This window comes from Dickeya zeae NCPPB 2538 (assembly GCF_000406165.1).
Classification (GTDB): domain Bacteria; phylum Pseudomonadota; class Gammaproteobacteria; order Enterobacterales; family Enterobacteriaceae; genus Dickeya; species Dickeya zeae.
Genome location: NZ_CM001977.1, coordinates 1,965,253 through 1,992,023, shown reverse-complemented (window position 1 = coordinate 1,992,023; position 26,771 = coordinate 1,965,253). Strand labels below are relative to the sequence as shown.

The window sequence follows — 26,771 nt, the reverse complement described above, 5'->3', positions numbered from 1 at the left end:
GTAGCACTGTCTCGAAGGGCTGAGCATCGAACCCTTTGATCCGGACGCCGCCGCCAACTGGATCAAGCATTACCCCGGCGGCCTTAAGTTCGCCGAGTAATCACACCTCACCCCGGCCCGCGCCGGGGTTTTTTGTTTTATGGCTGGGGTGTCGGGGCATGGCCCTGACCGGGTGGTTTTGGGGACACGGCCCACTGGCGGTGGCCACAAAACATTTCCTGTCCGGGTGCTGAAGTATTTTCAGGCCCTCCCGCCAATCAGACCCAAGGATGGCGGGGATTGCGGTGGAGCTAAGGGGCTGACAAGCAGATAAAAAATCCCGGCCTGTTAAGAACTGGGATTTTTATTTCGCTAATTTGTATTAAATTTAGCTATAAATATATAAATCAATAGAACTTTCGGCCCCGATACAACCCAAAAAACGGTTTGTCTCTGCTGACCAATATATAGCTGGCTTCTCCCCATTTTCTACTTCTATTAAAAGAGAAAATATGAATGCAACATCATATCTCTCTTTTATTTCTTGCAAAGAAGAAATTTTACACTTTAATAAAGACAGCAATTTCCTTGTTTGCTCATCCACATCATAGGACTCTTCCTTCTCTGTACAAATTGACCAACTATTCTCCGAGCTTGGCCTTTTCCTCGTCCCACTAATAATACCTTTTCGATGAACCTCCATAGGCTCTATCTGTAGTAATGCAGTTATCTCATTGGGTTCAAAGACATCTCCACAAATGGAAAACTCTGCTTTTACTGTTGTCTTATCCATATAACTGCCCTACTTATTAATAAATTCGCCAGTCGGGATACCTTCACCTTTCCCGCCCTTTCTAAAAATCCACAACTGTCCATTATCTTTATCAACATAAATATCATAAAGCTTTATTTCTGCTTTAGAACCGAGAAAATCTTTTTTGATCTGGTGAGCGTCAATTCCATTGTTCTTCAGGAATTTATCATCAGCAACTTTTATATTAGATGGCTTTTCTGCCCCATTGTCATGCCCATCGCTTGTCATGTGGCTTGGCAATTCAAGGGGACTACCTGTACTACCAGTATTATTAGGCGATTGTTCTACAGTCTGGTTTCCACCAGTATTACTTGGTCCAGTATCAGTCTGTCCATTGTTGCTACCTGTATGGCTTGCCCCCTGCTCAGGTAATTGATCTCCCCCCGTATCCGTCGGCCCCTGGTTTGCGATCTGATCGCCGCCGGTGTCGGTTACTGCCGACTTGTCATTACCTCCAAATATTTCAGCAATGATAGCCCCAAGTCCAGCACCAGCGGCACCACCCATCATGCCGCCCCCCATACCGCCACCGCGCATGAGGTCATCACCAGGGCTATTTATGCATCTGGTCGGCAAACAACCCAGCGAGTTATTCTCCACCTCATTCTTCGCGGTATTCGCAGCGCTTCCGGCATCAGTCAGGTTACCACCGGCCAGACCACCCACGCCAGCGCCCGCTATCATCACCAGATTGGCAACCAGCTGTTTTTGCTCCGGCGATAGCTGCTTCGCATCGGGGTACAGCGCCTTGGCAATCAACCCGCTCGCCGCCGCTGCGGTGAACCCGCCAAGTGCACCGCCAGTCGCACTTCCTCCCTGAACTCGTGCAAGGAACGCTCCCAACACCGTGTGCAACGCTATACGAACCGACTTATTACCGTCGCTCGCATCCTTAACCAGTCTCGCCAGATACGGTGCGGCTGCGCCACTTAACGCGCCTTGCAGGTTTCCTCCCAGCCCTCCAGATAATGCTGCCGTCAGCGCCGTACCGGCCTGCCAGTAGAGGCTCCCCTGGGCGTAATCTGTCGCTGCCTGTCTGACTTCCTCGCTGAGTTTTATTCGTGCTTCCAGTTCACCAGCCGGGACGCCTTCGCGGGTCAGCCGTTCCCGTGCTGCCGTTTCAGCCTCACTCCGTTTATACGCCCCATACGCATCCATCGCCTGTACACCCAGCGAGGTTATTTCTTTCTGGATAGCCAGCCGATCTTCCACCTCACGCCGCGTAAATCCATCGGCCACATAACCCAGCGTACCCGATGTATCACGGCTGAGCTGTCCGAGGTCTTGCGACTGCGACGCATCGTGGATGAGTATTGTACCCGGTGCTACCGCAGAGCGAGTTGTGCCTGACGCGTGGCCCTGGGTTTGCAGCAATCCCCCCACTGGCGAGCTGTCCGTCGAGGCACCCATGCTTATCCCACGGCCCTGATAAGATGAAGCATTAGCAATGTCACGCCAGCCCAGCGTGCCCGTTTCCAGCCGGTTCTTTTCCGGACTTGCCGTAGACGCCAGTACGGCTCCATCCAGTTGGGTATGCCCATTCACCCTGACAGCGAACCCGTCCTCACCAGCCTTTATGCCACTCTGTTCAGTCACTGAAGCATAGCGATTATTCAGAATTTGCTGGCTCAGATTGGCATTGCCTGACACAGTCTGTCCGGCACAAATTGGTGGTACACAAATGCTGACATTCACACCCGCACTGGTGTTGGTACTGTCATACGTGGCACGGTCCTGTACACTGCTAATGTAGAGATTGCCGCCTACATCCGCGTTAACCCGCGTACCGGAGACCACGGCTCCATTCAGCGTCGTATCACCGCCGCTGCTCAAGTTCACCGTACCGGTTGCACTGACATGCGACAGCTGATGAGTCTGGCTGTTGCCCGCTTCGCGGCCTTTCTGCCCGCTGGCAGACAGCTCAATGCTAAAGCCGTTTTGAGTACCACCCAGCCCAAAGCCGACGCCTGCCCCAAACTGGCTGCCGCTGCTGCTTCCTGTCATGCTGTCCTGGCTTTGCGCCGCTGTCAGCGTCAGCGACCTGCCCGCCGTTAAATCAACATTCCGCCCTCGAATATCCACGCCTGTCGCGCTAATATCCTGAGCTGCCGTGACCTGTACATCATCACCGGCATACAAGGTGCTGCCTTCACGGCTTACTTTATCCTGTTGCTGCGCACTGCGGCTGCTACCCCCACCGGCGCTAACCGTGACCTTTATCGCCGTCCCATTTATCTGCGTAGTCGTGCTTTTTGTCGCCAAATCCAATGCAGTTTGCGCAGCATAAATAGCGCTCAATCGTGGGTCACGTTTGTCTTCCACTGACTGCGACAATTTCTCAAGAGACTGGGCCGCACTCACGACATAACCAGACAGCGCCGTTGTCACCCCGTACTGGCTGCTTTGCTGTTCACGTGTACGATGTTCAGTGTCCATTGCTGGATCAAGCATCACATTACGGCCGGAAAGCAGTAGTGAATGACCGGCATGGAGATCGGCACCCGCGATCGCGACATTTTCCCCCGCAGACACACGCACATTACCGTCACCGCTCTGGATGAGGCTCCTCAGGCCACTCTGCTGGCTGACGTCATCCAGCGAATGATAGGTGTTTGATCGCCATCCCACCGTTCCGCTGTACCCATCGCCACCCAGATCGCCAATCACGTGTCGGCTACCGTTGGTTTCATTAAACACGTGATTTTGCCCAGGGGTAATCACCACATCGCCCCGGTTTGCCTGTAGCAAAATATCCTGCACCGCGCTTATCGCACTGCCCGTGACACGGATATCGCCTGTCTGGCTATTCAGTGTCACAGACTGACCGCTGATCGTGCTGGCTGTCTGAGCCAGCGTATTCCCGGACTGCCTTTCATTGGCGCGATCGCTGGCGAATGGCACCATCCCGACACCATGATTAGGCCCGCCACCAACCTGACGAATCGCCGCACTGATACCCGGTGAGGCCAGACTGAACGACGCCCCACTATTGGAAGACTGCTGTTCGGTTTGCTCGGTATCGCTGGCGCTCTGCAACACGATGTTACGCGCGGCATCGAGCAGAACATCGCCACCGGCATGTATCGCACTGCCCGAAGCCACAATATCGCCGCTCAGTGCCTTACCTGCCGCATCTTGTTGACCATTACCTACAGCACGTAACTGGATATCGCCTGCCGCAGTCAGCGCACTGCCGCTGTTATATACCCCCTGGGTATGCTGTACAGACTGGCTTACCTGTCGTCCGACAGAGATAGCCAGTTGCGGCACATCAAATGCCATCGCGGCCAGTTCACCGGCAAACAAGCGAGCTTTCTGGGTGACGCCGTTAACACTGGCGATATCACGCAAATTTTGATAGTTGTCGAACGGAGTACCTTTCAGGGCAATGCCTATCCCGCTACTCTTCGCTTCAAACCGGGTAGTGATATCGCGGGTATCGATTCCTGGGGTGATGGCAATATTTTCGGCAATGACACTGATGTTTCCAGTCTCATGTGACGGCGTATGACTGCCAGCAATGACATCACTGCCAATCACAGCGACATTTCTCCCAGCCTGAATCGCCACATTGCCATCGGATGCGCCGACAACGCTGCGTGCAGCACTTTGCCGGGTTTCTGCCCCGTCATACCCGGCCTTGGTGGATTGCGAGCCGATGGTGAACCCCAGACCTCCGCCGCTCATCAGGCCGGATTTCTTTTTAGTCTGCTCCTCATGACGCCATTGTTCTTCAATACCGGCGACCAGATTGACATCGTTACCGGCGCTCAACGAGGCAGACTTGTCGGCAGCAACCGCTGATGCCTGAAGCGTAATATCATGTCCCGCCGTCAGCGCCACACTGCCTGCTGACAACAGCGTGCCTTTCTCCGTGGTCTGTGCTGATTCCCGAACCGTATGCGTCGTCGTTTTCGACAGGAAACCTTTCTTCACCGTGGTTTCTTCAAAAAAGTCGTGCTGACTTTCCGTCGCCGACAGCAGGTTCAGGTCGCGGCCGGCCTGTGCCGTCAGTGCGCCACGCGTTTCCGCCTGCGCCCCTTGCAGCGTCAGATCCCGCCCGGCCCGCAGGCTCAGCCCGTCACCCGCGTTCAGTACCGTGCCCTGCTGCGTCACCGTCTGCTGCCAGTCCAGATGGCGCTTCCACGCGTTCGAGCTGAACTGCTCCTGCTCAGCGGACAGCAGGGTCAGGTCCCGCCCCGCCGACAGCTCCATGGTGCCCGTCGCGCTCAACTGCGCCGCCGTGCCATTCAGGTCACGCCCGGCATTCAGGCTCAGGTCGCCCCCGCTGGCGAGTGTGCTCTGCACCAGCCCCTGCTGCCGACGCTGTGTCGTGGCTCGCCCGTCCTGACGCACCGTCTCCGTCACCGTGCCCAGCGCATTCAGCTGGATGTCGTTGCCTGCCGCCAGCGCCAGCGGCCCACCCGCGCTCAGTTGCGCCCCGTTCAGGGCGATATCGTGCCCTGCCTGTAACGTCAGCCCGCCCTGTGCGGTGATCAGCCCGGTCTGGCCGATATCGGTACGTGTCAGCGACCCGCTGCCCCGGCCGTCCCTCGCTTGTGTGTGCCACTGGTTGGTGGTCGTGGTGTTGACGATATCCCCGTTGACGCTGGCCAGCGTCACCGTATTGCCCTGAATGGTGGCACTGCTGTTGGTCAGGTTACCCAGCGCCACCAGATTGAGCGCGTCCCCCGCGTTCAGCAGCCCGCCCTCGCTGTTGGTGACCTGCCCCCCGCTGGTGACAGTCAGCGCATTCAGCGCCGTCACCGTGCTGCCACGGTTGTCGATATCCCCGCCCGCGCTCAGGCTGACGCTGTTCGCCACGATGCGGCTGCCTGACAGGTTGGTTTTATCCGCCTGCGCCAGATACAGCTTCGGTGCCAGCACGGTTTGCCCGTCGACGGTAATGTTTTCCCACCACACGATGCTGTGGCTCAGCCCCGCCACCTGTTCCGGACTGAGGCTCACCCCCAGTTGCAGGTTCAGCCGGTTTTTCTCCGCCGCCGCGTTATCCATCAACGTCTGCATCTGCGCCAGGTCCGACCCCACGCCATTGAGGTAACGCTGCCCGGTCTGGCTCAGCACCGCGTTGCTGATGTAACGGGTGTCAAACGCCGCATCGCCCAGAAAACGGTAGTCGTGCTCCGCGTCCAGATTCAGCTTGCCCAACAGGTAGGAGGAACCGAGGAACTGCGTCGGGTCGGTCAGCGTCGGGCTGGTCTCCACCGGCACGCGGGTGCCCGGAGTCTGCCCCAGCAGCCCGCGCAGGTCGCCAAACAGGCTGTTGTCGACCTGACCAAGCTGGCTCAGCCGGGGGTTGCTGCGTATCAGGTAACGACCGTTGCCGCTGGTGTCGGCAACAAACAGCCCGTTCTGACTGGTGGGTAACGGGTAGTCGTTTAGCGACGGGCCGGCCAACTGGGCCAGCGCCGTCTGCAAAGCGTTCAGTGACGGATCACTATTTCCGGCCAGCGATAAGGGGTCTCGCCCTGCCACCAATGACGGTGACGCTGGGGTATTCTGGCTGCCCGCCCCATTGGCGGTGCTCAGCGTTGGCGTGGCTATCGCTGGCATAAAGCCACCGCTGCCCGGCTGTAAACCGGTGTTACTGATGTTCTGCGCGAAATTGGCGGTTATTGCGCCGCCCGCCTGAATGGTGGCGTTGTAGGACTGGCCGTTAATTAACTCGATGACTGGTTCACCAGTCAAAATAAATTTTAAAGCGCTATTAGTTATACTAAGAGTCTCAGTCCATCCCCCATCACGATTATTTGAGTCATGAAATATTACGTAATCATACCCAATACCGTCGTCACTTCTGGTATTATGACTCGCTTTTATGTAGATGCTTTGATCTTCTTTTGCCAATGTATAAATGGTTCTCTGGATCCCTCCTGTCAACCAGAAATCAGCACCCTCATATTGATAATTAAGATATTGCCTTAATGTGCCAGATTGGTATGACTTATTACTCAGGACATCACCTGTCAGAAATAAATTATTCTGCGCATAAATCAAAGAAGCGTCATTCAATAAGGCATTGGCATTTAAATAAACATTAGAAGCAGCATTAATTCTAGCGACATCGCCTTGTGGGTTTACCGATATCGTTTTATCAGACAAAACAACTTTCTGAAGAGTAGATTCTTTCTTAGGGACAAAAATATAAAATGTTTTTCCCGGACAGTCGTTTTTTTGACATCCACGCTCGTAAATATACTCACCAATCCCTAGCTCTCCCGTATTGAACCAACTTTCTGGGATGATTACCTCATTCCCACCCGCCCATGACGGCATATCCGCCACTGAGCGGCTGCTTTCGCTCACCGTCAGCCCTTCGCGCTGGTTGGTCAGCGTGCCGGTGCGCACCGTGATATCCCCGCGCTGTGTTTCGATGGTGCCTGAGCTGTTCAGTACGCTGCTGCTGGCGTTGCCCGCCGCGTCACGCTGTATCCACAGGCTGTTCCCCGCCAGAATGTTGCCGAACCGGTTGACCAGGGCATCCGACAGCAGTTGCAGATTGCCACCGCCGTACAGCAGGCTGCTGTTGTCTATCAGCCCGCCCGCCTGTAGCAGCAGGTCCGCCGCGGTGCCGACAAAGCCCCGGTTGGTGATGGTGCCACCCGCCAGCAGACTCAGCGGCCCGCCGCCCTGAATACTGCCGCTCGCCGTCTGGTTGATGGCTGCCGCCGACAATGTGCTGGTGCCAGTGCCCGCGACGATGCGCCCTTGCTGTGTCAGCGTGCCGGTGCTGCTTACCGTCACGCCGTTGCCCTGCAACATCCCCGCCTGCAGCAGGTCACCCGTGACGTTCAGCGTCAGTTGGTCGCCTGCCGCCAGGGTATGAGTCAGAGTGAAAGGGCCGCCGATATCCGCCTTCAGGTTTCCCAGCGCCGCCAGTTCCCCTTCCTGCGTTAACGTGCCGGTACGCAGTTGCAGGTTCCCCGCGCTGTACAGCCGCGCCCCGCTGACATTGTTCAGGCCAGCCGACTGGAGTGTCAGGCCCGTCAGCCCCAACAACGTGCCCCGGTTCGTCAGTTGACCATCGGTGGTGATGTCCAGTTGCCGCGCCTGCGTCGTCCCGCTGTTATCGAGTTGGATCGCGTTCAGCGTCAGCCCGTTATACCCTTGCAGTACACCACCGTTTTGCAGCGTCCCGACCTTGACGGTGGTCTCCGTACCACTGATTAACCCGGCACTGTCCAGACGGTCAGCCTGCAGTTGCAACGTTCCACCGCTGGTCAGCTCGCTCCCGGTAAACCCGGTATACGCGCCGCTCAGTTGCAGTGTACCGTTATTGACCCCCAGAATGCGCCCGCCGTTGTCCAGCGCGCCTGACGTCAGCGCCAGATTGTCTGCCTGCCACACCCCCTGGTTGCTGAGCACACCGGTGGTTATCTCCCCGCGTCCCGCACTCAGCAGTTGGCCGTTCGCCCGGTTGTCGATACGGCCGTCAAAGGCGGCTGACAGGCCACCCTGCGCTTTTACCGTGCCACTGTTATCCAGCGTTGTGCCCGACAGCGTCATCAGCCCGTCGGTGTTGAGCAGACCACTGTTTTGTTGCTGCCCGGCCGCTACCGTCAGCGCCTGTGCGCCTAACAGCGTGCCGCTGTTATCCAGACTGTCCGCCGTCACCGACAGCCGCGTGCCCCCGAGACTGCCACGGTTACCCAGCCGCCCGCCCGTGATGTCCCAGGCACCGGACGACAGCAGGAGGCCGCTGTTATCCAGTGCATCCAGCGTCAGTTGCCCGTCGCCGCCCAGGTTCACTGTGCCCTGATTGCGCCACAACCCGGTGTGCAGTTGCAGCCCCTGCGCCGATAACGCACCGGCCGTGTCTACCGTACCCGATGATAGCGTGACCGTCCCACCGCTGGTCAGCGCGCCGTCTGCCGTCTGGCTGAACCCGGTCAGGGCATTCACCCCGAGCGACTGCCGCCCCTGCAGTACCCCGCCGTTCCACAGCGAATCACCGCTCAGCGTCACCGCACCACCCGACAGCACGCCCCGGTTGACCGTCTGCCCGGCGGCTATCGTCAGGCCACCGCCTGACAGCAATGAGCCGCTGTTATCCAGCCCGGTCTGTGCCTGTATCGACAGCCCCTCGTCCGCCGACAATGTCCCGCTGTTGCCGAGTTGCCCCGCCTGCAACCTGACCTGACGCCCGCTCACCGTCCCCCGGTTGTCCAGCACCGGCGTCGTCAGTTGGACCTGCCCGCCCGCCAGGGTGCCCCGGTTGCTCAGGCTGGCCGAATCCAGCGACAGCGTGCCACCGGCCAGCAGGGTACCGTCCCATTGCGCCGTGGTCAGTCCGCCCAGCGACAGGTCACCCGTCGACTGCCAGCGCCCCGCGCCGCTCAGGCTGCCGCCACTGACCATCAGCGTCTGCGCGCCTGCATCGCCATCCAGTGATAGCGCGTCGCCTTTCAGCGTCAGGCCACTACCCGCCTGCCAGGCACCACCCGACAACTGGCTCACCGCGCCCGTACTGGTCAGGCTGAGCCGGTCACCCGCCAGTTGGCTTTGCCCCAGCGCCAACTCCGTGCCCGACAGCGTCAGGCCATACCCCGGCTGTACCGTGCCGCTGTCACTCACGCCCGCGCTCAGCCGGGCGCGGTCGGCGCTGATGCGCCCGTCACTCGACAGCGTCAGCCCCTGTCCGGCCTGTGTGCGGCTCGCCCCCAGCGTGATGCCCTGCTCGCCCCGCAGCGCCACCACGCCCTGTGCCTGCTGGTCGCCCGCAACCACCAGCGTGCCGCCCTGCGCCGTGATGTTTCCCTGCGCTATCGCGCTGCCGACCTGCAACCGGCCATTCGCCGACAGTTGGATGTCCCCCTGACGCGCGCTCAGCCCGGCGGTGTTCACCCCGACGCCCTGCTCCGTTGATACCAGACTGATACGGTTGGCGTACATGCCCCCGAGCGCCCCGGTGTCCAGTGCCAGTACCGGCGTGGCCCCGCTTCCCGCCTGCGGCGTTATCCGCCCGTCGGTCCCCACCCGGTTCGCCCCCAGCACCACCTGCGCGTCGTGTGCATTCAGCCCTGCCTGCAGGGTTGCCGTACGCGCTATCAGCGCAAAATAATCGCTGCGGCTGGCGTCCAGCCCCGCCCCGTCGACCAGAATGTCGCCACCGCGCACGTCCAGACCGCTCAGCCCGCCCGCCGCGTCAAACTGCGGGGTGCCGGTGGTCAGCGTGATGCGCGGGGTGTTAATAAAGCCACAACCGCTACAGGTGATGCCGTACGGGTTCGCCACCATCACATTCGCCGCCTGACCGGCCACCTCCAGGTAGCCCGCCAGATGGCTGCGGTTGGGCGACACCACTTCGTTGATGATGGCCGAAGCGGCGCGACCGTTCAGGTTGGGGTTGTTCTGCAGCAGGCCGCCCAGTTGACTCGGCGTCAGTTGGGCGGTGCCGTTGTTGAGGATGAGTCCGCGGTTATCCACGTTGAAGTCGTTATAGCGGTTGTGCGACAGCCCGGCCGCATTCGGTGTGGCGATGTTCACCACCGGTACGCCGTTACCTGCCGCCTCCAGTGTGGTGTTGCCCGAGGCCACCGTCACCCCTGCCGCCCACGCGGGCAACAGCGGCTGCAGCCCGGTCAGCCACACCAGACACCACACCATAACTCGCTGCGACCACTTCACCGCTTTCATCCCTGAACTCCTGACTCTGTGCTGTATGAAAACCCCATGTGCGATGACACAGGAGAATCTGCTTAACGCATTAAAATATTTTAATAAAATGATGATATTGGATTTATTAGAACGACACGCCGACCCGGTAACCCACCACCATGGTGTCGGGTTGTAGCCATGCCGGGTAAGATATCGGCCACCCCATCGTCACCTGCTGGCTGAGCCAGCGATTGGCCACGGTCACCCCAACGGCACCACCCCACAGTGAAGCCGCCGTCGCGTCATCCTGTTTATGGTTATAGAGGTGCCCCCCGTCGATGGCGGCCATGAAGGTGACCGTACCCACTACCGGCAACTGCCACGTCTGCCAGTTCAGCTCATTACGCCAGTACGCACCGCGGTTACCGGCGGTGTACTGCTCACGGAACCCGCGTACGGAAGACTCCCCGCCCAGCGTTAGCTGTTCACTACCGTACAGCGCACGGGCCGAATATTGTCCGTACAGACTGCCAAGGTAAGTGATGCTGTCGGTAACCGGGTGATAGTAGCTGGCGGACAGCGTCCATTTATTGAACTCGGCTCGTGGCGCATCGGCGCTTTTGCCGGTATCGGTTTCTGCGCCAAGCCAGCGGACACCGCGGTTATAGGTTGGGTTAACCGTCGCCAGACCGCCCCACAGCTTCTGGCTGTGATTGACCCCTAATGACACACTGCTCAGCGTGCGACTGCTGGACGGCAACAGTGCCCCGTTCAGATAGTTGTTACCGGTGCGCTGGCTGAGCGCGCCGGTCAGCGCGGTTTTCATCGTGCCGTTACGGAACACCACGCGAGACAGCGACAGCCGGTGGGTATCGCTGTCGCCGGTAGAGCGCCAGGGGAAATCACGGTTGATGAAGGTGTTGCGATAACGGCTTTGGGCGTAGCTGTAGCCCAGGCTCCAGTAGCCATACGGCAGGGAAAAACCGGCCTGCAGCATTTCAGCGTCATGACTGGTGGCAAAACGGCTGCTGTGACCGGCAGTGAGAAACCACTGGTCCGCCACGCCGAACAGATTATCCAGCATCAGGCTACCGGTTAGCTGTTCCTGGCCGGTGCTTTTCTGGCCGCTGTTGTCGACAGTCAGGCCACCGCTGAACGGCAGGCGGGCTTCCCGGGTCAGGTTAACCACCGAGTACCCCGGCTTGCTGCCCGGCAGAATTTCGATGGTCACCTGCTGGGACGGCATGCGGTTCATCTGCTCCATCCCTTGCTCGATATCGCGCAAGTTCAGGATGTCTCCGTCATGAGCCGGGAACGCGGTACGGGTCATCCGTTCCGTTTGCTTGTTGATGGTGATTTTTTCCAGCCGCCCTTCCAGAATCTCCAGTTGCAGCACGCCACCAGACAAATCCTGTTCACTCAAAAACGCCCGGCTGGTGATATAGCCGCGCTGGATATACCAGTTGCTGACGTCATGCACCAGTTGGTTGATGTGCTCAAGGTTGTTGCAACGATTGAGGTAGTCGGCGGTCAGGGTGGCCTGATCACGTGGACTCAGTAACGTACTGTGATTAAAGCGAATGTCATGCAGGGTAAAACAGGGGCCTTGCGGCGTGTTATCCGCTTTTAGCGGTGCCTGCACGATGTTGTTTAGCTGCTGGAGAGCTTCTCGCTGTTGGCGGGACTGTTCAATCACGTCCGACTGATATTGCTGGATTTCATTTCGCTCCGCCGGATTCAGCGGTGCACAGAACGCGGAAACGGAATAACCGATAAAGAAAAAGCTCACGATCAGGTCAGCTTTCCTGCGACTGACAGGCATGATGCACATCCATGTAAATAGAAACAGAAGGTAAAGATTACCTAAATAATAATGTGCATTTATTTCGAAAACAATACAAAACCTTACAATTAAGTTACCGCAAAACACCGATATTTCAGAAACAACCCATTGATTTAAATAATTTTCATTATTTTTTATGACAATAAGTTCTAAAAAGAACCCATAACAGTAACAAGAATCACAATATTGTTGGGACGTCGATGAATAAAGGGAAACCAAATCTATAAATAGGAAACGGAATCCGAATGAAAACGCACTCAGTCAGCCTCTGTTCTACAGCAGAAGAGACGAGTATCCTCGTCTCTTCCCGACAGTTATTGTCTGATATTCATGGCGCGTTATCAGGCGTTCGCCAGCTTGCCTAACGCCATGTTGGCTATCTTGTCACCGACGACGCCAGCATCAATACCCAGCGACGCACCGCCAGCCCCCCGCAGATTCAGGTTGGTATTACCGGTATCACCCGCTACCGCGCTTTTGATCATCCCCAGTGCCTGACGGAATTTATCCATGCTGGCACCGGTCATGCCGTCATCATCCGGTTTACTCAGCGCTTTCGCCCAGGATTTGTCGTCCGTTTTTGCTGAGCTCCAGTTGTCTTTCTGATACTGCGGTTTACCAAAAATTTCCGGATATTGATCCATAAACTGGCCGACTTCTTTTGCCAGACCACGATCTTCCTTATCCACAAAATGCCGGTTATTGCCGTCTACATGGGTGCTGACATTGCTCAGGGCATTGAGCGCCGCATTCTGCCCCACCCCCATACCGATAGCATTGCCCAGTTGGTTGAATGCGCCTGCGCCACTTAGCCCTTGTAAGCCGCCTGCCCCCAGCGATAGCCCGGAGAGGCCGCCCATCGCCTGACCCAGGCCATTACCCAGAATAGAGGACAACGCATTGCCCATCCCTTTACTGAATGCGTCCATGTTGTCCGGCGTCATCTGGTTGCCGTTTAGCAAAGACTGAGGCATCTGATCACCCTGTTTCGTCAGGCCGTTAGCCGTATTGTTGCCCAGGAGATTACTCAACACCTTCTGGAACATGTCGGACAACGGGTCACTACCGGATGCCGACGCTGCGTTGCCAGCCCCTTGCCCGCCGCCAGCGCCTTGTTTCGCCCCCAACGCTTGTGCCATGACACTGGCAAACATCATCGCGGTCATCGCTGAAGTCAGCTTATCGATAGTGCTGCTCAGCTTGTCCAAACTGGAACCCAGTGATGGCGTCGCGGTGTTCAGGCCTTTCAAGCCTTGTGACCCCAGTCCCAGCCCGGCGACACCCAAATCGCCACCGATGTGTGCTTTGATCGTAATTTGCATAATCTCGTTTCCTCATTCATGTCAGATGTTCGCAACAGTACCTGCAACGGATGCCCACGCCGCTCCCGATGTGGGCATCATGATGGATACTGGTTACTGAGTGACACGGGCAGTGAAACGGTTCCCCCTATTCACCGGTTTGGCCTAAAAACGCGACAGTTACCGCACCACTCGCGGCACGTTGTGCTCGGTTTGCGTGCGCATTGTCACAACCGGCGGTAATGTCAGCTCGGCCAAGGCAAACAGCTGTTCAACCCGTTGTGCATAGGAGTCAGACGCCGGTGGCAACGGCCACCAGAGGATCAGTACGTCGCTGCCGTTCAGGCACAGGTGGCATCCGTCATACTCCGCCGCTTGCTGGTAACGGCGTTCGAGCAGACGGCGATACAAACCGGGATAGTGTTTTCCGGGGTGAATCTGCAACATGAGTTCATAGCCATGATCAGCGAGCTGAAACACCAGCTCGATACCGGATTGCGGCGACCAGCGCGCCGCCTGATGCCGGGTGATCGCGGCCATAAACGCCGTCATCGTGTCAAATATCCTGATGCTGTCGGTCATGGCACACTCACCAGGGTAAAATCGGCCGCGCCGGGTCGCATGTCCGTCTGCCACCAGATAACCATCTGTCGGCCATCAGGATCCGGACGGCAGCTCACTGACGTGCAAGCGCTGGTTGGCGTGCGGGCAGCACAAGCGCTCAGCATCAGCGCCGCGCACAGCAGCACCAGGGTTTGATAACGCATCATTTTTCTTCCTCACGCTATGAATGGTGTGAACCGTCAGGGTGTAATCAGCGACGCACGCGCAGGCTGGGTGTTTTTGGCTGGAAGCAGCGCCAGATACACTTCGGTAGACTCGCCGGGGGCCAGCGTGGTTTTCGGCCAGGCGGCGACTGCCAGCGTGCGGTTACTGGCACAGTTGGCTTCATCAAAACGCTGGGGACGCGTGCCGGTGTTTTTCACCACCCCCACCGCCAAACTGAGCGTCAAGTTGCTGTACCATTGATGGCGATTGCTCTGATAACTCAGTGACGGCGAGGTACGGCAGAACTCCGACAAGCGTGCCCCGTTACTGTCGATAGTGAACCCGGCTGGTGTCTGGCCGCTGGCCAGATCGCGCATGGCATTCTCCACCATGCCGAACAGATCGGTTTTGCTGTTACGCTGCGCTACACGCCCCATGGCGTCATTCAACTGGCGACGGTTATCCGCCGACACAAACCGGGTGGGATCGTTCTGGTCGCCAATCAGATGCGGAGTCAGAATAAACAACCGTTCACGGCGAGAAACTTCGTGCTGGCGAGAGGTGAACAGTTTGCCGATCCAGGGAATATCGCCCAACAGCGGTACGCGCTTATCACGATCACCACTTTCCTCGACATGAAACCCACCCAGCACCAGCGCCCGGTTCTCGCCAATCAGCGCTTGTGTGCTGACGGTACCGCGCTTCACGCCGGAGGCGTTGCCTTCGGTATTGGTTTCCACCTGGCCGTCCTCAATATCAATAACCAGTTGAATACTGCTGGTACTGCCGCGACCGACGACACGTGGCGTGACCTGCAGACTGGTGCCCGCCGTCACCGGTTGTACATTCGCCACCCGCTCGCCGGTGGCAGTAATAAAGGCGGTACGGCTGAAATCGATCACCGCGGGCTGGTTTTCCAGCGTCAGTACCGACGGATTCGCCACAATCGAGGCGGTGCCTTCCCCTTCCAGCGCCTGAATATCGGCGAAAAACCGTTTGAAATCGCTGACAAAGAGCGTACTGGAACCTGACATCAGGTTAGCGCCACCGGTCACTGCGCCCAGTTTCCCCTGCCAGTTAGCCTCCAGCCTTGAGAGTGCGGTGCGATCGACATCCAAAATGATCGCATCAATGTTGACCAGATTTTGCGGCACATCGATCTTGTCGATCAGTTGCTGGTATTCCTCCCGGCGTTTTTCGTCGTCACGAATCAAGAGCGCGTTGTTACGCACGTCTGCCGAGACTTTGCCGTTGAGTTGATCTTTTTTGCGGGAACTCGCCGCCTCGCCGCTGCTGGCGCGGCTCGCCAGTCGGGCCAACATGGCGCGGGCATTACGTTCAATAGCCTGGCTGGCATCCTGCCCACCGGCCCCGTTGGCCTGCGCCATCCCGCCTTCACTGCCCATGCCACTGGCAGCACCTGATGCCCCTGCCGGGGCGCTGCGGTTGCCATCCATCAGCTCATTTAACATGGTCGCTACGCCGGGGATCACCAAACGCTGATCACGGTACTGAATGGTACGATCGGATACCGAGGCATAACGCAGTGGAAAAATCATCACCTTACGGCGATCGTCTTTGGTTTCGCGTTGCTGGCTGAAATTGCGGATCAGGCTGATGTACTCTGCCGGTCCGGTGACCAGCACCACGCCTTCATCCGGCAGTTCCCCCCAGCCAAACCGCGTATCCAGCAGGCCAATGCCGGTCAACGCCTGCTTCATGTCGGGTGCCGCATCCTGAGAGACTTCAATGCGTACCGATGTCTGCTCATCCTGTGGGCTGACGTACAACACATTGTTGTAGACGAACCATTGAAAACGGTGCTCCAACGCCAGCCTGTCCAGAAACGCGGTGGCGTTATCGGCGCGGATTTTGGCATCAATGGTGGCGTCCTCAATGTTGCCGACTCTCAGATCAACGCCATGGCTGTTGGCGAAATCCTGTAACACCGCCGATAGTGGGGTTTGTTCGGCGGAATAGGCATAAGCACCTTTGTTCCAGTCCGGTGGCGTCGCCGCATGTGCTCCAGGCAACATCCCCATCAGCACCAGCGACCAGCAAAACAGACGATAGAGGTTGAATAACAATGCATACAGCGCGTTACGCATGCTGATCTCCTTGCAAAAAAGCCAGTGTTTTCAGATTCAGCGGCGGCGGCGATGCCGGTCTGGCAAGCGGTGCCAGCAGGCTTTGCCAGACATCTCGCTGATTAACCAGCGCTTCCAGTGTGCGGCACAATCGGACGGGGTCATCCGGTTCGTGTCGCATCAGTAACCATAATTCAGCGTCTGCGCCAGACCAGCACAGTGCAGCGGCGTCCATCCCCAAACGCAACACGGCGGCAGACGAATAACGCAGCGCCTTGTGCAGCAACCGGTCATCCACCTTGACCGGCAAGGTCACCATGGCGGCACATCCCACACCGTCGTGATAGCGCGTCAACACCACCGGGCCGTCATCAATGTGCAGCGTCAGTTGACCTGCCGTGCTATTGAGCCAACGCTCAATCACACCGGGTAACTCAGTTGAAGTCATTGATAATGGCCTTCGCCAGACCATGCTTGACGCTCAGCATCTGTCCGGCGGCCCAGTTGGCGTTTGAGTAGTCCATGCTGGCTTCATAGAACGCATAGGTATCCGCCGGGCTGACCTCTCCCTCCGAAATGGTTTGCGCCATCTCATCAAGCCGGGACTGCGCATCGACAAATGCACTGTCCAACCGACGTTGAATAGGTGAAGACAAAGACATGGTTGCATGCTCCTGTGAGTTGAACGGGGTTGTTAGCCGAACGAGTCTGTTGGTTAAACCGACATGGTTTATCTGCAGTTGTGTGGACGGGGCGTGGCGACGGTTCCATCGAGATGAGATAGATCGGGATGAGGAAAAGAAGAAACGTCGCTAGCGACGACAATCAACATTGATCAACGAGTGGGGTAACAATGCGGGAGAGAGTAATACGAACCGCCTCTCTCCCCAGGAGGAGTACTTAATCCGACGATGTGGACAGTTGAGCAAGATGATTACGTTTAAAGATCTCTACGCCTTTCTCACGCAGAGTATTGATCCATAAATCAGCCATCCAGGTGCCGATGCCAAAAAACTGAACGGCGGTTTCCCGCATCAGGCGATGCTCGTTAGCAATGGTAGTCGGCATCAGCGCGCTATCATCGGTATTGATGCATACGGCAAGCGGACCGGAACGTAATCCATAGCGGTTAAACTTCTCTCCCGGCTTTAGCCAATCCGGTTGCGGCGGATTCCAGCGAAACAGCGGGTGTTCATGATAGTACTCAAAACGCCCGATATAGATATTTGAGGTCGGACAGGCTTCAATCACAAGGCCAAGCCGACTGTATTTCTCCATCAGAAAATCCTGTATCGCTTCATACAGTCGCAGTTCGCCCGCAGAAACCCAGTCTTCAGAGTGACTGAAGGTGATCGCAAAATGTTCGCTCTCTTGGGGTAAACAGTTCACCGAGATAGTGTGGTTTATCCTGTCCGCCTCACGTTCGGGCAAACCGCTGTCCAGATAACGGCGCTGCCAGAGGTTAACGACTTTCTCGTTGTCTTCATCAACGGATTGGCGGCTCATCAATAATTGTGCATCCGGCACCCACTCGGCAAACCTGCCGACTTCACTTTGCATGGCGTCAAAATCAGGCCAGTTACGGCGCAGTCGCCAGGCATCATACAGTTGATTCGGGGTATAAATATCGCCCAATATCCATTGCGACCAATGATGGATTTTGTCACGCAATTCATGCATCACCGGAATATGCTCTACCGTATGCCGGGACAGTTGCACCGCCTGATGATAGGCCCACACCAGGTTATCCAGATGCTGACCGGCGGTGAGCCAGGCGCGCCGTTGGCGCTGCGCCCAGTGCTGCACATCCACCCCCAACGCCAGCCCGTGACCGATACGATCGCCTTCCCGCAACTGGCAGAATTCCACCGCTTCATCCATCGCCCGCAACCCACTGAGTAGGTGGCTGTAATCTTCACCGGCGTGTACGGTAATAAACGGGCGTTTCAGGCGCTGAGAAAACGGCATACCGGCGGGTTGTCTGGCGGCGCGTAACACCCGCAACACCGGTGCAAACACCTCGATAGGAAGTTCATTTTCATTGCCCGCCACATCGTAGCCACGCACCAGTTTGCGCACGTCAATCGTGCGTGGCAGCGTGTCGATATCCGGCTGGTGCGAGGTTTCCTGCAAGGTGACCGACGCAGCAAAGTCTTCAAGCGCCCGGACTTGTTGCAGCAACTCAGCGCGGAAAGTGGTCAACCGTTTGTCGTAGCGGCTGACAGCGGTTTTTTTCGGAAATCCGCGAGTAAAATGCACCACCAGATGTGCTTGTTCCGGCACATGCCAGCGCGCATGCTGGTCAAAAAAGTCGGTCAACTTGTGATGGTAGATATTGGGTTTGCGAACATTGCCTATCACTTCACTCGGTGAGACACGGTATTCCCGCGATACCGACGGGCTTAAATCATAGCGAGGGACTTGCTCCTTGAAAAAGCGTTTATCCACCCGCCGCACATCGGTACCAAAATACTCGACAAATTGCCCCAACCCCACCGCCGACACCACCATGTAGTTACGCAATATCATGCTGACCCGAATCAGGTTTGACAACACACTGTCGTAATCTGGCCGGGATGCGCCCAGCAACAACCCGGTACAAAACAGCAGCCAGCGCTGAGCGCCGGCGTGCCCCTGTTGTATCGCGGCATAGAGCAGTTGCTGTTGCGCGCTGTCGGGTGGGGTAATCAGAGTGGTATCCCGCAGTGACCAACGCTCGTTTTCCGTCAGCGGCAATGCCAGTGATCGTGTCAGTATACCGAGATCAACCGAGTTATCTGCTGCTGTGCCGGTGGGATAAATCGCCGCCAGTAAACAAGCCACATAAGCCGACAGCCAGCGTGGCAGTTGCTGTTTCGGTAACTGCTCACTTTCCAAAAGAGGGTATTCCTCGCGCTGCGGCCACCTAATATCTGGCTGCAGACGCACATCCCCCTCGACAAAACTCAGCATCGACAGCGAGGCATAACCGTGGCCGTTAAAATGCACATGGTTGTCAGCATAGTGGGTGTCACGCGAGTCATCAGGAAAGGCAAACGGACTCTGCTGAATCAGCAGCCTCACCAGTTCCCCTTCGTCCAGCACCCGCTGGCGCACCAGTTGCACATAAGCCTGCGCGATAATCCAGGCCGGGTCCAGCACCGAGCATAGCATTAGCCAGGCTTCCAGCCGTTCACGCCGCACCTCGAAACCGTTGCCTTGCCAGAGCAAAAACGCCTCCGCCAGTTGCCCCAGCAAGGTCATATTATCGGTTATTGCCATACCATCCGTTGGCGATGACCTGGCCCAGCTATGCAGATTGTGTTCAATATCCTCATTACGCAGCCGCCCACCAAAATAGAACTGGTAATCTTTTGCCGCGCGCGTCAATAAACGCTGGTCTTCCTGTTGTTCAACATCCGGTGTATTGCGCTGCCCGGTATGCTGTTGCAGATGAAAATAAAATAACCGGTCTGAAGCCAGACAGGCACAAGGAATTAACCAGCGGGGATCCTGGGTGTACATGGGTTAATCCTTAGTTTTGCTATCTAATGCCTGACGCAATCCATTATAAAGTCGGGATGTATATCCTTTTCCATCAATCCATTTTCGTGTTTTAGGATCGGTATCACGTAACTCATTGATCCTGTCAAACATTAATTTAGCGACATCGAATTGACTAATCGCCCATTCCTTGACTTCTCTCGTTTTAATTATTTTACTTCCCGTCCGATCAAAATAATCCTTTTTCAAATCATATACACTCATAGAGGAAAACTTCGATTCAGAAGTCACCTTACTCCATACATTCCCACTTACTCCACTACTGTGTTGTAAACCAATGCGATGAAACGAAGAGTCATATAATGTAAAAATGGGATGAACACTCATCGCATTGACTAATCGTACAAAGTCCTCATGTTTAAAACTGCCATCTTCATTAATGGTATGCCATCCTTCAATAGGACATAATCCCTTCAAATTTCTAACCAGTGTTCTGTCCCTGCGAAGAAAGGTTGCATTATCCCTGACTACTGCGGAACTGGCACTGACAGCTACGTTGGTGTTGACGACTTCACCATCCCGCACAAATGACGCTAATGCATTAATAAAAATATAACTGAAGCGTTTTGTTATATCTGACAGGAATTCATTGCTGAAATCACTTTTTTTTACATCAAAGTTACTACGTAAAATATGCAACTGAGTAAATACTTTATTGAATACCGCAGTAATTAACGGCATTAAGTTTTTTCCTGAAAAATCAGCAAATACCTCTCGATTAGCCTTGATCCACACATCTATTTCTTCAATAAATGATTGGATCTCTTGTTGATATTTATCCTCACCATCATCAGTCTGGTCATCACCACTCTCATTTTCATCAATTGATTTTGTCGGATTCATAGCAAAAATAGAATAGAAAGGAATGTTTTTAAAAACATTCCCAATAATCGATTTAATATCACAGGACGATGAAAAATTAGAAAAAGAAAGATTATTGGTTACCGCCAGCATTGACCATGTCAGAATTTCAAACGCCCGGCTAAAGAAGACATGATAACGCCGCCCTTTCTGTTGACTGTAATAATCATGATGGGTATAGAGTGCGATAAAAAGGCGCGCTTCTAACTCTGCTTTGACGACATCGCCGGATAAAAAAAGTGGCTCTTTAATATATTCCAGTGCAGGCATACTGCGAAGTACCGGCAGGTTCTCAGAAAACACAGTATCCAAAATTTTCCGGTTAAAATCCTCACCTCGGCCACTTGCGGTTTTCAGTTCATTTATTCGTTCAACCTGTTGCGAGTAAAAATGCTTTTTCGCCCAGTAATAGCGCTCTTTTTGCAGCAACGGGTTAAACGCAATTAACCTAGCCAGTGAAAAATCTTCTGGTTTTTGCGCTGTATGCAGATACAGATAAGACTCGGCGTTGGTTAACGCCGCTCCATCCTGTTTTGCTTCTGCCCAGTGGCTAAACGTGCGCCATAGTGCTTCCTGATTATTATTCGACGGTTTCAACCCATGCGGCGGCAGCAAGCGCACCAGTTGTGTCACTTCTCGGGCGTTAGCAGGTTGTGGCCAGTCGGTGCTGCGCTCCTGACCGTTACACAACGGATAAAAAACGCGTTTAATGGCGGCGGCGTAATCGCCATAGGTCATCGGTTCGGCATGTTCTTTATCCTGAATGACCAACTGCGGCAATAACTGATCAATGGGCTGTAAAGGCAGGCGGGCGGGATGCGGAAACACTTTGGTCAGGTACGCATCCGATAATCGCATCGCCTCTCGTCGCCCTTCTTCCGCATTACTGGCTTCTTTATTTTTGACCAATTCCCCCTCAAATTGCAGGGTCACCAGATGGCGATAGAGTTTGTCATCGCCGCTGACCAGCGGCAGCACCAGCGGGCAGGACAGCAGGCAACGGATATCATCCAGCACCTCAAAGCCGTTGCTGATCTTCATATCCACATCATCAATCGGCAGCACCAGTGCATCACAGCCCAACAATCTGACGCTGGCGATCAGGAACTGATGAAAGTACTGTTCCAGATGAATACCGGAGCGGTACTTCTGAATGCGATCAATGCCACGTAACTCCGCCAGCTCTGAAGGCTTGACCAGTGCGCCGGACAGGTCTTTCAGTCTATGATAGAAGTCATCTTTCAATGTTTGAGAAGTAGCCTGATTGGTTAATTTACCTTCCACCGCCGCGTATACCGAGGCGATGATCACCTCAGAAAATCGCTCATTGATATTGAGCAATGTCGGGTCAATTACCGGCATAAAATGCAAGTTAGGCTTCCTTTCCTGCTTGTCCTGCTTATCGGTTTCATGCTGCCAAATTGCTTTAGCATTTTTCAGAAATACCGTTTTCCCGGCACCACGCGCCCCGCTGATAAAGATAGCGTGATGGTAACTGCTCAGCTTCTGATGCGTTTCTTTGCTGTCGGGTTGACATTGTGTTTTATATCGATGGGCATCATTCCCCATCGTTCTAAGCAACCCGACCAGCTTCCGGTTCGCCTGCTGTTGCCAAAGCTGGTTGCTGTCTGTTGTTTCCGCAAGAAAGTCGTCCTGATATTCGGGTAAATTCAGGTTAAGAATAATTTCACTCACCATTAATCCCTTTTGAAAATAATTATTAAAAACAATAACTGTCTATTAATACGGTGACAGGAAGGAAAAAATAGATAAGCAGAATTAATGAAAATATCAAGCGGAGATAGCAAAAAAGGCCGCTATCACCGATAGCGGCCCGTGGTCGAAGATTAAACCGAAGGAGGATTAAAACGTCGTCGTCCCATACTGATAGCGGTAGAAGCGGCGGTATTCCGGTTTCTGCGGGTTATCGGAAGAGAGCGTTTTCTGCAGCGACTTGCCACCGATAAGGCCGGTAATACCGTAGGACAACAGGCTGGTCTGTTTGTCCAGTTGGGTGATCAGGTCGGTTTTCGCACCCGCCGCAAGCTGGTCGAGATAAGCGTTTTCAATCTGACTCAGCAGGCGGGCCGATTGTTCCCAGTTAGGGTCGAACGACACCAGTTGCTGTAAAAACGCAATCGGCGCGACGCCTTTACCCTGGTACAACGCAGAGATTTCGTCTTCTTTGCTGACCGGTGCCGAGTGGCGGAAACCAGCCATCACCAGTTTCGCACGTTTGGCGGGACCGGCCTGTTTGCCCATTTGTTCGGTGATGAAATGATACCAGCGGTAATCAAAGGCAAAGCTGGAGCGAGCATCATACCGGGCGCTGTAGACGATGGTATCGAACACCTCTCGCCCGCCGAACCATTTGCTTTCCAGTTCAGCCAGGATCTGCGCCAGGGTTTTATCCTTCAGAATCGCGTTAAAGGCGTTGGTGTCTTTATCCGTACTCTGCTGTCCCTGCACCGGGTCGACCACCACCAGTCGGATCGTTTTCGCGTTAGCCCAGACGCCCGGCTCCTGATTTTGCACCGCCAGATGATACAGCTCAGCCAGAAACTCGGTTAAGCCCACCGCCGCACCGCGGCTGTGCCCGCCCACGACCAGTTGGTATTCTTTCAGCGTCTTAAGATAATCCACCAGCGGGAACAGGCTATCCAGCGTTACTACACCGGCACGGTCGTCATAACCATTAGCTTGATCATAAAGCACACCCAGCGTTTCGCTCATATCGACAAAGCTGCCGCCCCAACTGGCGCGTTTGGCCAATGCCTGCGTTTTGGTCAACATGGCGGCAGTGCCGATGCCGTCGATAGCGACGACGGCGCTGAAACCGCTGATTTCAACATTAGCGAGAAAATCCTGTTTCGTGGTGCCCGTGCCGCAGAACCAGATTAGTACTTTATCCATAGGTAACCTCTTGGTTTTCAATCGATTAGATTTATGCATCTTCATTGGGCAATGTAGCGCGGCTCGCGCCTGCAAGGCTGTGTGATAACAACGGAAATTCAGGCCATAACGATGGTGTAAAACCAGCGACACCGCGTCCATTGCGATAACGGTTCGGGCAAGCGCCAGTCGTCCAAATACCCTCTCAGCGGACTGGCGGAGCCGAACGAATGCAGACTACAAGATGAGGCGTGCCGGTGAACGCGGTGGGGGTTGTGTGGTGGTCAAACAGACCTGCGACAGCGCAAGACAACCCAACCTCGGTGGTCTTACACTGCCAGAGCATAGTCAGGGCTATCAGGAGTGAGCGCGGTGAAAACCTATCTTGAAAATGACCAGTTAAATGAGAAATACCCGGTGCAAACATTTGCACTGCAATCGCAGGATGGGAAAGCCACCCTCACCGGTCAGATCAACTACCCGCAAACTCCCACAGGGCGCTATCCATTAGTGATGCTGGTGCCCGGTAGCGGTATGCACGAACGTCATTACCTGCTTGGCAATAGTGGCACTCAGGCGGATTTTGTTTTTAGCTGTCTGGCGCAGGACCTTCTGGACGCCGGGCTGGCGGTGCTGCGGTTTGATGGCCGTGGCGTCAAAAGTCACCCACGCGACAAGACGCTGGATAACCCGGAATACCTATTCAACCGTGATCTGGCATACCGGCGTTTATTTATCGACGCCGCCGTTCGCCAGACGGTCACCCCACAAAGTCAATGTGATGACCTGTATACGCTCTATCAGTACGCCATCGACCTGCCACACATCGACCGTCACAACCTCATTTTGCTGGGTCATTCCGAAGGCACGGTTAATCTTAGCCGCCTGATGGCACGTTACACCGTCACGGCTAAAGCCCTGATATTGATCTCCCCACTGTTTTCCTCCATGAAACAACTGATGGAATGGCAGTTGATTTACCGCACGGTCACCTGGCTGAAAGCCATTCCGCGTGCTGGTGACCGGCTGACATTGGAGGAGTTAAAAAACGGATTTGGTCACAGCCCGCTGGCGTTCCTGCAACCTATCAACGATCTGTTGCCCTACAAGGGATATTGGGAGCAAGCGGATTTTGATGACATGACGGCCACATTACAGGCGAGTTTCGAGCAACAGAGTGCGATGGTGTTAGGGCATGACGATCAGGAGCCGTGGCCAGCCGACGCGCCATTCACCCACTCGTCTTACGCCTGGTGGAAACAGTGGTATCAGAGTGAATTACCGGAAATTGAGCACCTGGCACACTGTCAAAGCCGTATTCTCTGTTATTTCGGCGAGATGGATACGCAGGTCAATGTGGCCGCCGAAGTGGCATTATTCGAGCGAGTCCGACACCGCTTTGCGCATGTTGATATCACGCGGCTGCCCGATGTCGGACACACACTCGGTATTCACGGTCTGTTGGGGCCGATGAGCGAGTCGTGCGCCGACCTGCTGGTGCAGGCAGCGCACAATATTGTGACATCATGAATGATGACACGTGAACGGTGACATCGTGACGACGCGCAAAAAACCATCGGGGTTAGCCACAGCGCAATCTATCAAGCAAGGCGTGATCGGGATACCCGTCCGCCGCTAACCCTTGTTGCTGCTGATAAGTACGGATTGCCTGCGTGGTGCCGCTTCCAATGTTGCCATCGATAGCACCCTGATAGCGCTGTTTTTCCTGTAGCAGAATTTGCAGCGCCTCGCGCTCTTTGCGCGTCAACGGCGTTTCCTGCTGCGGCCAGGGTTTGAGTACTGGCGTATCGTGCTGGTAGTTATCCGACAGCAACCCAACGGTCAGCGCGTAGGAAACGTAATTGTTATACCGCAGAATGGCACGGAAGTTATCTGTGACCAGAAACGCCGGGCCATTCTTGCCGACCGGCAGCAATATCGAGGCTTTCTCGGCAGACAGCAACATCAGGTCTCGGGGCACGGCCGTTTTCACCCCAAGCGCTTGCCAGTCAGCAACCGTTTTCTGATTATCCAAACCGGAAACGGCATAATCGAAATTGGCGGGCAGATTGACCTCCATCCCCCAGGGCACGCCCGCTTTCCATTTGGCTTGCTGCATGTAATTTGCCACTGACGCCAGTGTGTCTGGGAAAGAGATCCAGATATCAGGGCGACGATCGCCATCAAAATCCACGGCGTATTGCAGATAGGAGGTGGGTATGAACTGGGGCATCCCCATTGCGCCAGCCCAGGAGCCTTTTATCTGCTCTGGCCGCGCATCGCCGTTTTGAATCATGCGTAACGCCGCCATCAGATTCTGCCGGTTAAACGCCCGTCGATAATGGTAGTAATCCAATGTCGCCAGCGAACGGACAACCGCTTTGTTGCCGGTATTCGCGCCATAATTGCTCTCAATGGAGAGGAAAGCGAACAGCAAGGGAGGCTCAACCTGATAGCGCTGCTCAATACGCGCCGTCACCTTCTGGTATTGTTTGAGCAAGGTTTTCCCTTGTGCCAGGTTATCCGGCGTCACCCGCTGTGCAATGTAGGTCCACACCGGCACGATCACTTCAGGCTGTTTTTGCGTAGCCGCCACTACGTCGTTGTCTGGGGTCAGACCCGCAAATGCACGGTCAAAGGTGTCCGCCGTAATTCCCTGAGAAAGGGCCTCCTGACGTACCTCAGTTTTCCATTGTTCAAAACTTTCATCTGGCGTAGGTAGCCCTGTAGGCGTGTCAGTGATACCGTGCGCTGTCAGCAAGCTATTAATATCCCGACATTCGCCGGGAGGCTTGTGCTGGTGGGCACAGGAACTTAACACCCCGGTGCCGAGCACCACCACGACAACCTTCATTACCTTCACCATCATCGATGATGTCTGGGTTCCGCTATTGACCATTTGACTATTCCGTTACGAGATACCCGCCATATTGCAACTCGAGTTATTTAGGGTATGAAGACATGCCAAACAGCAGGCCCGGAACGTTGCCGGGCACCACCCTGGAATTGTGCAACCGCGCTTACAGTAATAGTGCAGCAACAGGTGGGAAGATACAGACAACCGG

14 protein-coding genes are annotated in these 26,771 nt (G+C 55.4%); 1 reads left to right on the top strand and 13 read right to left on the bottom strand.

The window, feature by feature from the left end; translation table 11 throughout:
- Positions 1 to 367: 367 nt before the first annotated feature.
- The 12 genes from DZE2538_RS08650 to DZE2538_RS08595 form a co-directional block, all read right to left on the bottom strand.
- The gene (locus DZE2538_RS08650; RefSeq protein WP_038916120.1) at positions 368 to 772 is read right to left on the bottom strand and encodes a DUF4279 domain-containing protein; all 405 of its coding nucleotides are present in this window, start codon (positions 770 to 772) and stop codon (positions 368 to 370) included.
- 9 nt (positions 773 to 781) lie between these two features.
- Entirely contained in the window at positions 782 to 10,450 is a 9,669-nt protein-coding gene (locus DZE2538_RS08645; RefSeq protein WP_050568668.1) for a hemagglutinin repeat-containing protein, read from the bottom strand.
- Between the two features lie 106 nt (positions 10,451 to 10,556).
- Positions 10,557 to 12,233: a ShlB/FhaC/HecB family hemolysin secretion/activation protein gene (locus DZE2538_RS08640; protein WP_038916119.1), complete on the bottom strand. Its 1,677-nt coding sequence runs from the start codon at positions 12,231 to 12,233 to the stop codon at positions 10,557 to 10,559.
- Positions 12,234 to 12,595: 362 nt separating this feature from the next.
- On the bottom strand, positions 12,596 to 13,576 hold the full coding sequence (gene hrpN, locus DZE2538_RS08635) for a harpin HrpN (protein WP_038913885.1): 981 nt from the start codon (positions 13,574 to 13,576) through the stop codon (positions 12,596 to 12,598).
- Between the two features lie 159 nt (positions 13,577 to 13,735).
- Positions 13,736 to 14,107: an HrpV family type III secretion system protein gene (gene hrpV / locus DZE2538_RS08630; RefSeq protein WP_236617010.1), complete on the bottom strand. Its 372-nt coding sequence runs from the start codon at positions 14,105 to 14,107 to the stop codon at positions 13,736 to 13,738.
- A 26-nt stretch (positions 14,108 to 14,133) separates the two neighbouring features.
- The gene (hrpT, locus tag DZE2538_RS08625) at positions 14,134 to 14,325 is read right to left on the bottom strand and encodes an HrpT family type III secretion system protein (protein ID WP_019845534.1); all 192 of its coding nucleotides are present in this window, start codon (positions 14,323 to 14,325) and stop codon (positions 14,134 to 14,136) included.
- Positions 14,326 to 14,358: 33 nt separating this feature from the next.
- Complete coding sequence (sctC, locus tag DZE2538_RS08620) at positions 14,359 to 16,431, bottom strand: type III secretion system outer membrane ring subunit SctC (RefSeq protein WP_038916116.1); 2,073 nt, start codon at positions 16,429 to 16,431, stop codon at positions 14,359 to 14,361.
- The gene (locus DZE2538_RS08615) at positions 16,424 to 16,858 is read right to left on the bottom strand and encodes a type III secretion system chaperone (protein WP_038916115.1); all 435 of its coding nucleotides are present in this window, start codon (positions 16,856 to 16,858) and stop codon (positions 16,424 to 16,426) included. The genes sctC and DZE2538_RS08615 overlap by 8 nt, the downstream gene beginning before the upstream one ends.
- Positions 16,845 to 17,072, bottom strand: a complete 228-nt coding sequence (locus DZE2538_RS08610; protein ID WP_019845531.1) for a type III secretion protein HrpF — start codon at positions 17,070 to 17,072, stop codon at positions 16,845 to 16,847. Before DZE2538_RS08610 ends, DZE2538_RS08615 begins: the two co-directional genes overlap by 14 nt.
- A 238-nt stretch (positions 17,073 to 17,310) precedes the next feature.
- Complete coding sequence (gene rdrB / locus DZE2538_RS08605) at positions 17,311 to 19,914, bottom strand: antiviral RADAR system adenosine deaminase RdrB (RefSeq protein WP_038916114.1); 2,604 nt, start codon at positions 19,912 to 19,914, stop codon at positions 17,311 to 17,313.
- Positions 19,915 to 19,917: 3 nt separating this feature from the next.
- Positions 19,918 to 22,512: an antiviral RADAR system adenosine triphosphatase RdrA gene (rdrA, locus tag DZE2538_RS08600; protein ID WP_038916113.1), complete on the bottom strand. Its 2,595-nt coding sequence runs from the start codon at positions 22,510 to 22,512 to the stop codon at positions 19,918 to 19,920.
- A 165-nt stretch (positions 22,513 to 22,677) separates the two neighbouring features.
- A complete protein-coding gene (locus tag DZE2538_RS08595; protein ID WP_038916112.1) occupies positions 22,678 to 23,727 on the bottom strand; it encodes a hypothetical protein in 1,050 nt (349 codons plus the stop codon).
- A gap of 351 nt (positions 23,728 to 24,078) precedes the next feature.
- Here DZE2538_RS08595 and DZE2538_RS08590 point away from each other — a divergent pair, with 351 nt between their 5' ends.
- The gene (locus DZE2538_RS08590; RefSeq protein WP_038916110.1) at positions 24,079 to 25,236 is read left to right on the top strand and encodes an alpha/beta hydrolase; all 1,158 of its coding nucleotides are present in this window, start codon (positions 24,079 to 24,081) and stop codon (positions 25,234 to 25,236) included.
- A 52-nt stretch (positions 25,237 to 25,288) separates the two neighbouring features.
- On the opposite strand, the gene DZE2538_RS08585 is transcribed toward DZE2538_RS08590, so the two are convergent.
- The gene (locus DZE2538_RS08585; protein WP_038916108.1) at positions 25,289 to 26,605 is read right to left on the bottom strand and encodes a lytic murein transglycosylase; all 1,317 of its coding nucleotides are present in this window, start codon (positions 26,603 to 26,605) and stop codon (positions 25,289 to 25,291) included.
- Positions 26,606 to 26,771: the final 166 nt, after the last annotated feature.

Excerpts from the sequence above, each read along its gene's own strand:
- rdrB (WP_038916114.1), bottom strand. The coding sequence starts at position 19,914 with ATGTACACCCAGGATCCCCGCTGGTTAATTCCTTGTGCCTGTCTGGCT.
- DZE2538_RS08645 (WP_050568668.1), bottom strand. The coding sequence starts at position 10,450 with ATGAAAGCGGTGAAGTGGTCGCAGCGAGTTATGGTGTGGTGTCTGGTG.
- DZE2538_RS08640 (WP_038916119.1), bottom strand. The coding sequence starts at position 12,233 with ATGCCTGTCAGTCGCAGGAAAGCTGACCTGATCGTGAGCTTTTTCTTT.
- hrpT (WP_019845534.1), bottom strand. The coding sequence starts at position 14,325 with ATGATGCGTTATCAAACCCTGGTGCTGCTGTGCGCGGCGCTGATGCTG.
- sctC (WP_038916116.1), bottom strand. The coding sequence starts at position 16,431 with ATGCGTAACGCGCTGTATGCATTGTTATTCAACCTCTATCGTCTGTTT.
- DZE2538_RS08595 (WP_038916112.1), bottom strand. The coding sequence starts at position 23,727 with ATGGATAAAGTACTAATCTGGTTCTGCGGCACGGGCACCACGAAACAG.
- hrpV (WP_236617010.1), bottom strand. The coding sequence starts at position 14,107 with ATGACGGCGTTTATGGCCGCGATCACCCGGCATCAGGCGGCGCGCTGG.
- DZE2538_RS08650 (WP_038916120.1), bottom strand. The coding sequence starts at position 772 with ATGGATAAGACAACAGTAAAAGCAGAGTTTTCCATTTGTGGAGATGTC.
- DZE2538_RS08610 (WP_019845531.1), bottom strand. The coding sequence starts at position 17,072 with ATGTCTTTGTCTTCACCTATTCAACGTCGGTTGGACAGTGCATTTGTC.
- DZE2538_RS08585 (WP_038916108.1), bottom strand. The coding sequence starts at position 26,605 with ATGGTCAATAGCGGAACCCAGACATCATCGATGATGGTGAAGGTAATG.
- hrpN (WP_038913885.1), bottom strand. The coding sequence starts at position 13,576 with ATGCAAATTACGATCAAAGCACACATCGGTGGCGATTTGGGTGTCGCC.
- rdrA (WP_038916113.1), bottom strand. The coding sequence starts at position 22,512 with ATGGTGAGTGAAATTATTCTTAACCTGAATTTACCCGAATATCAGGAC.
- DZE2538_RS08615 (WP_038916115.1), bottom strand. The coding sequence starts at position 16,858 with ATGACTTCAACTGAGTTACCCGGTGTGATTGAGCGTTGGCTCAATAGC.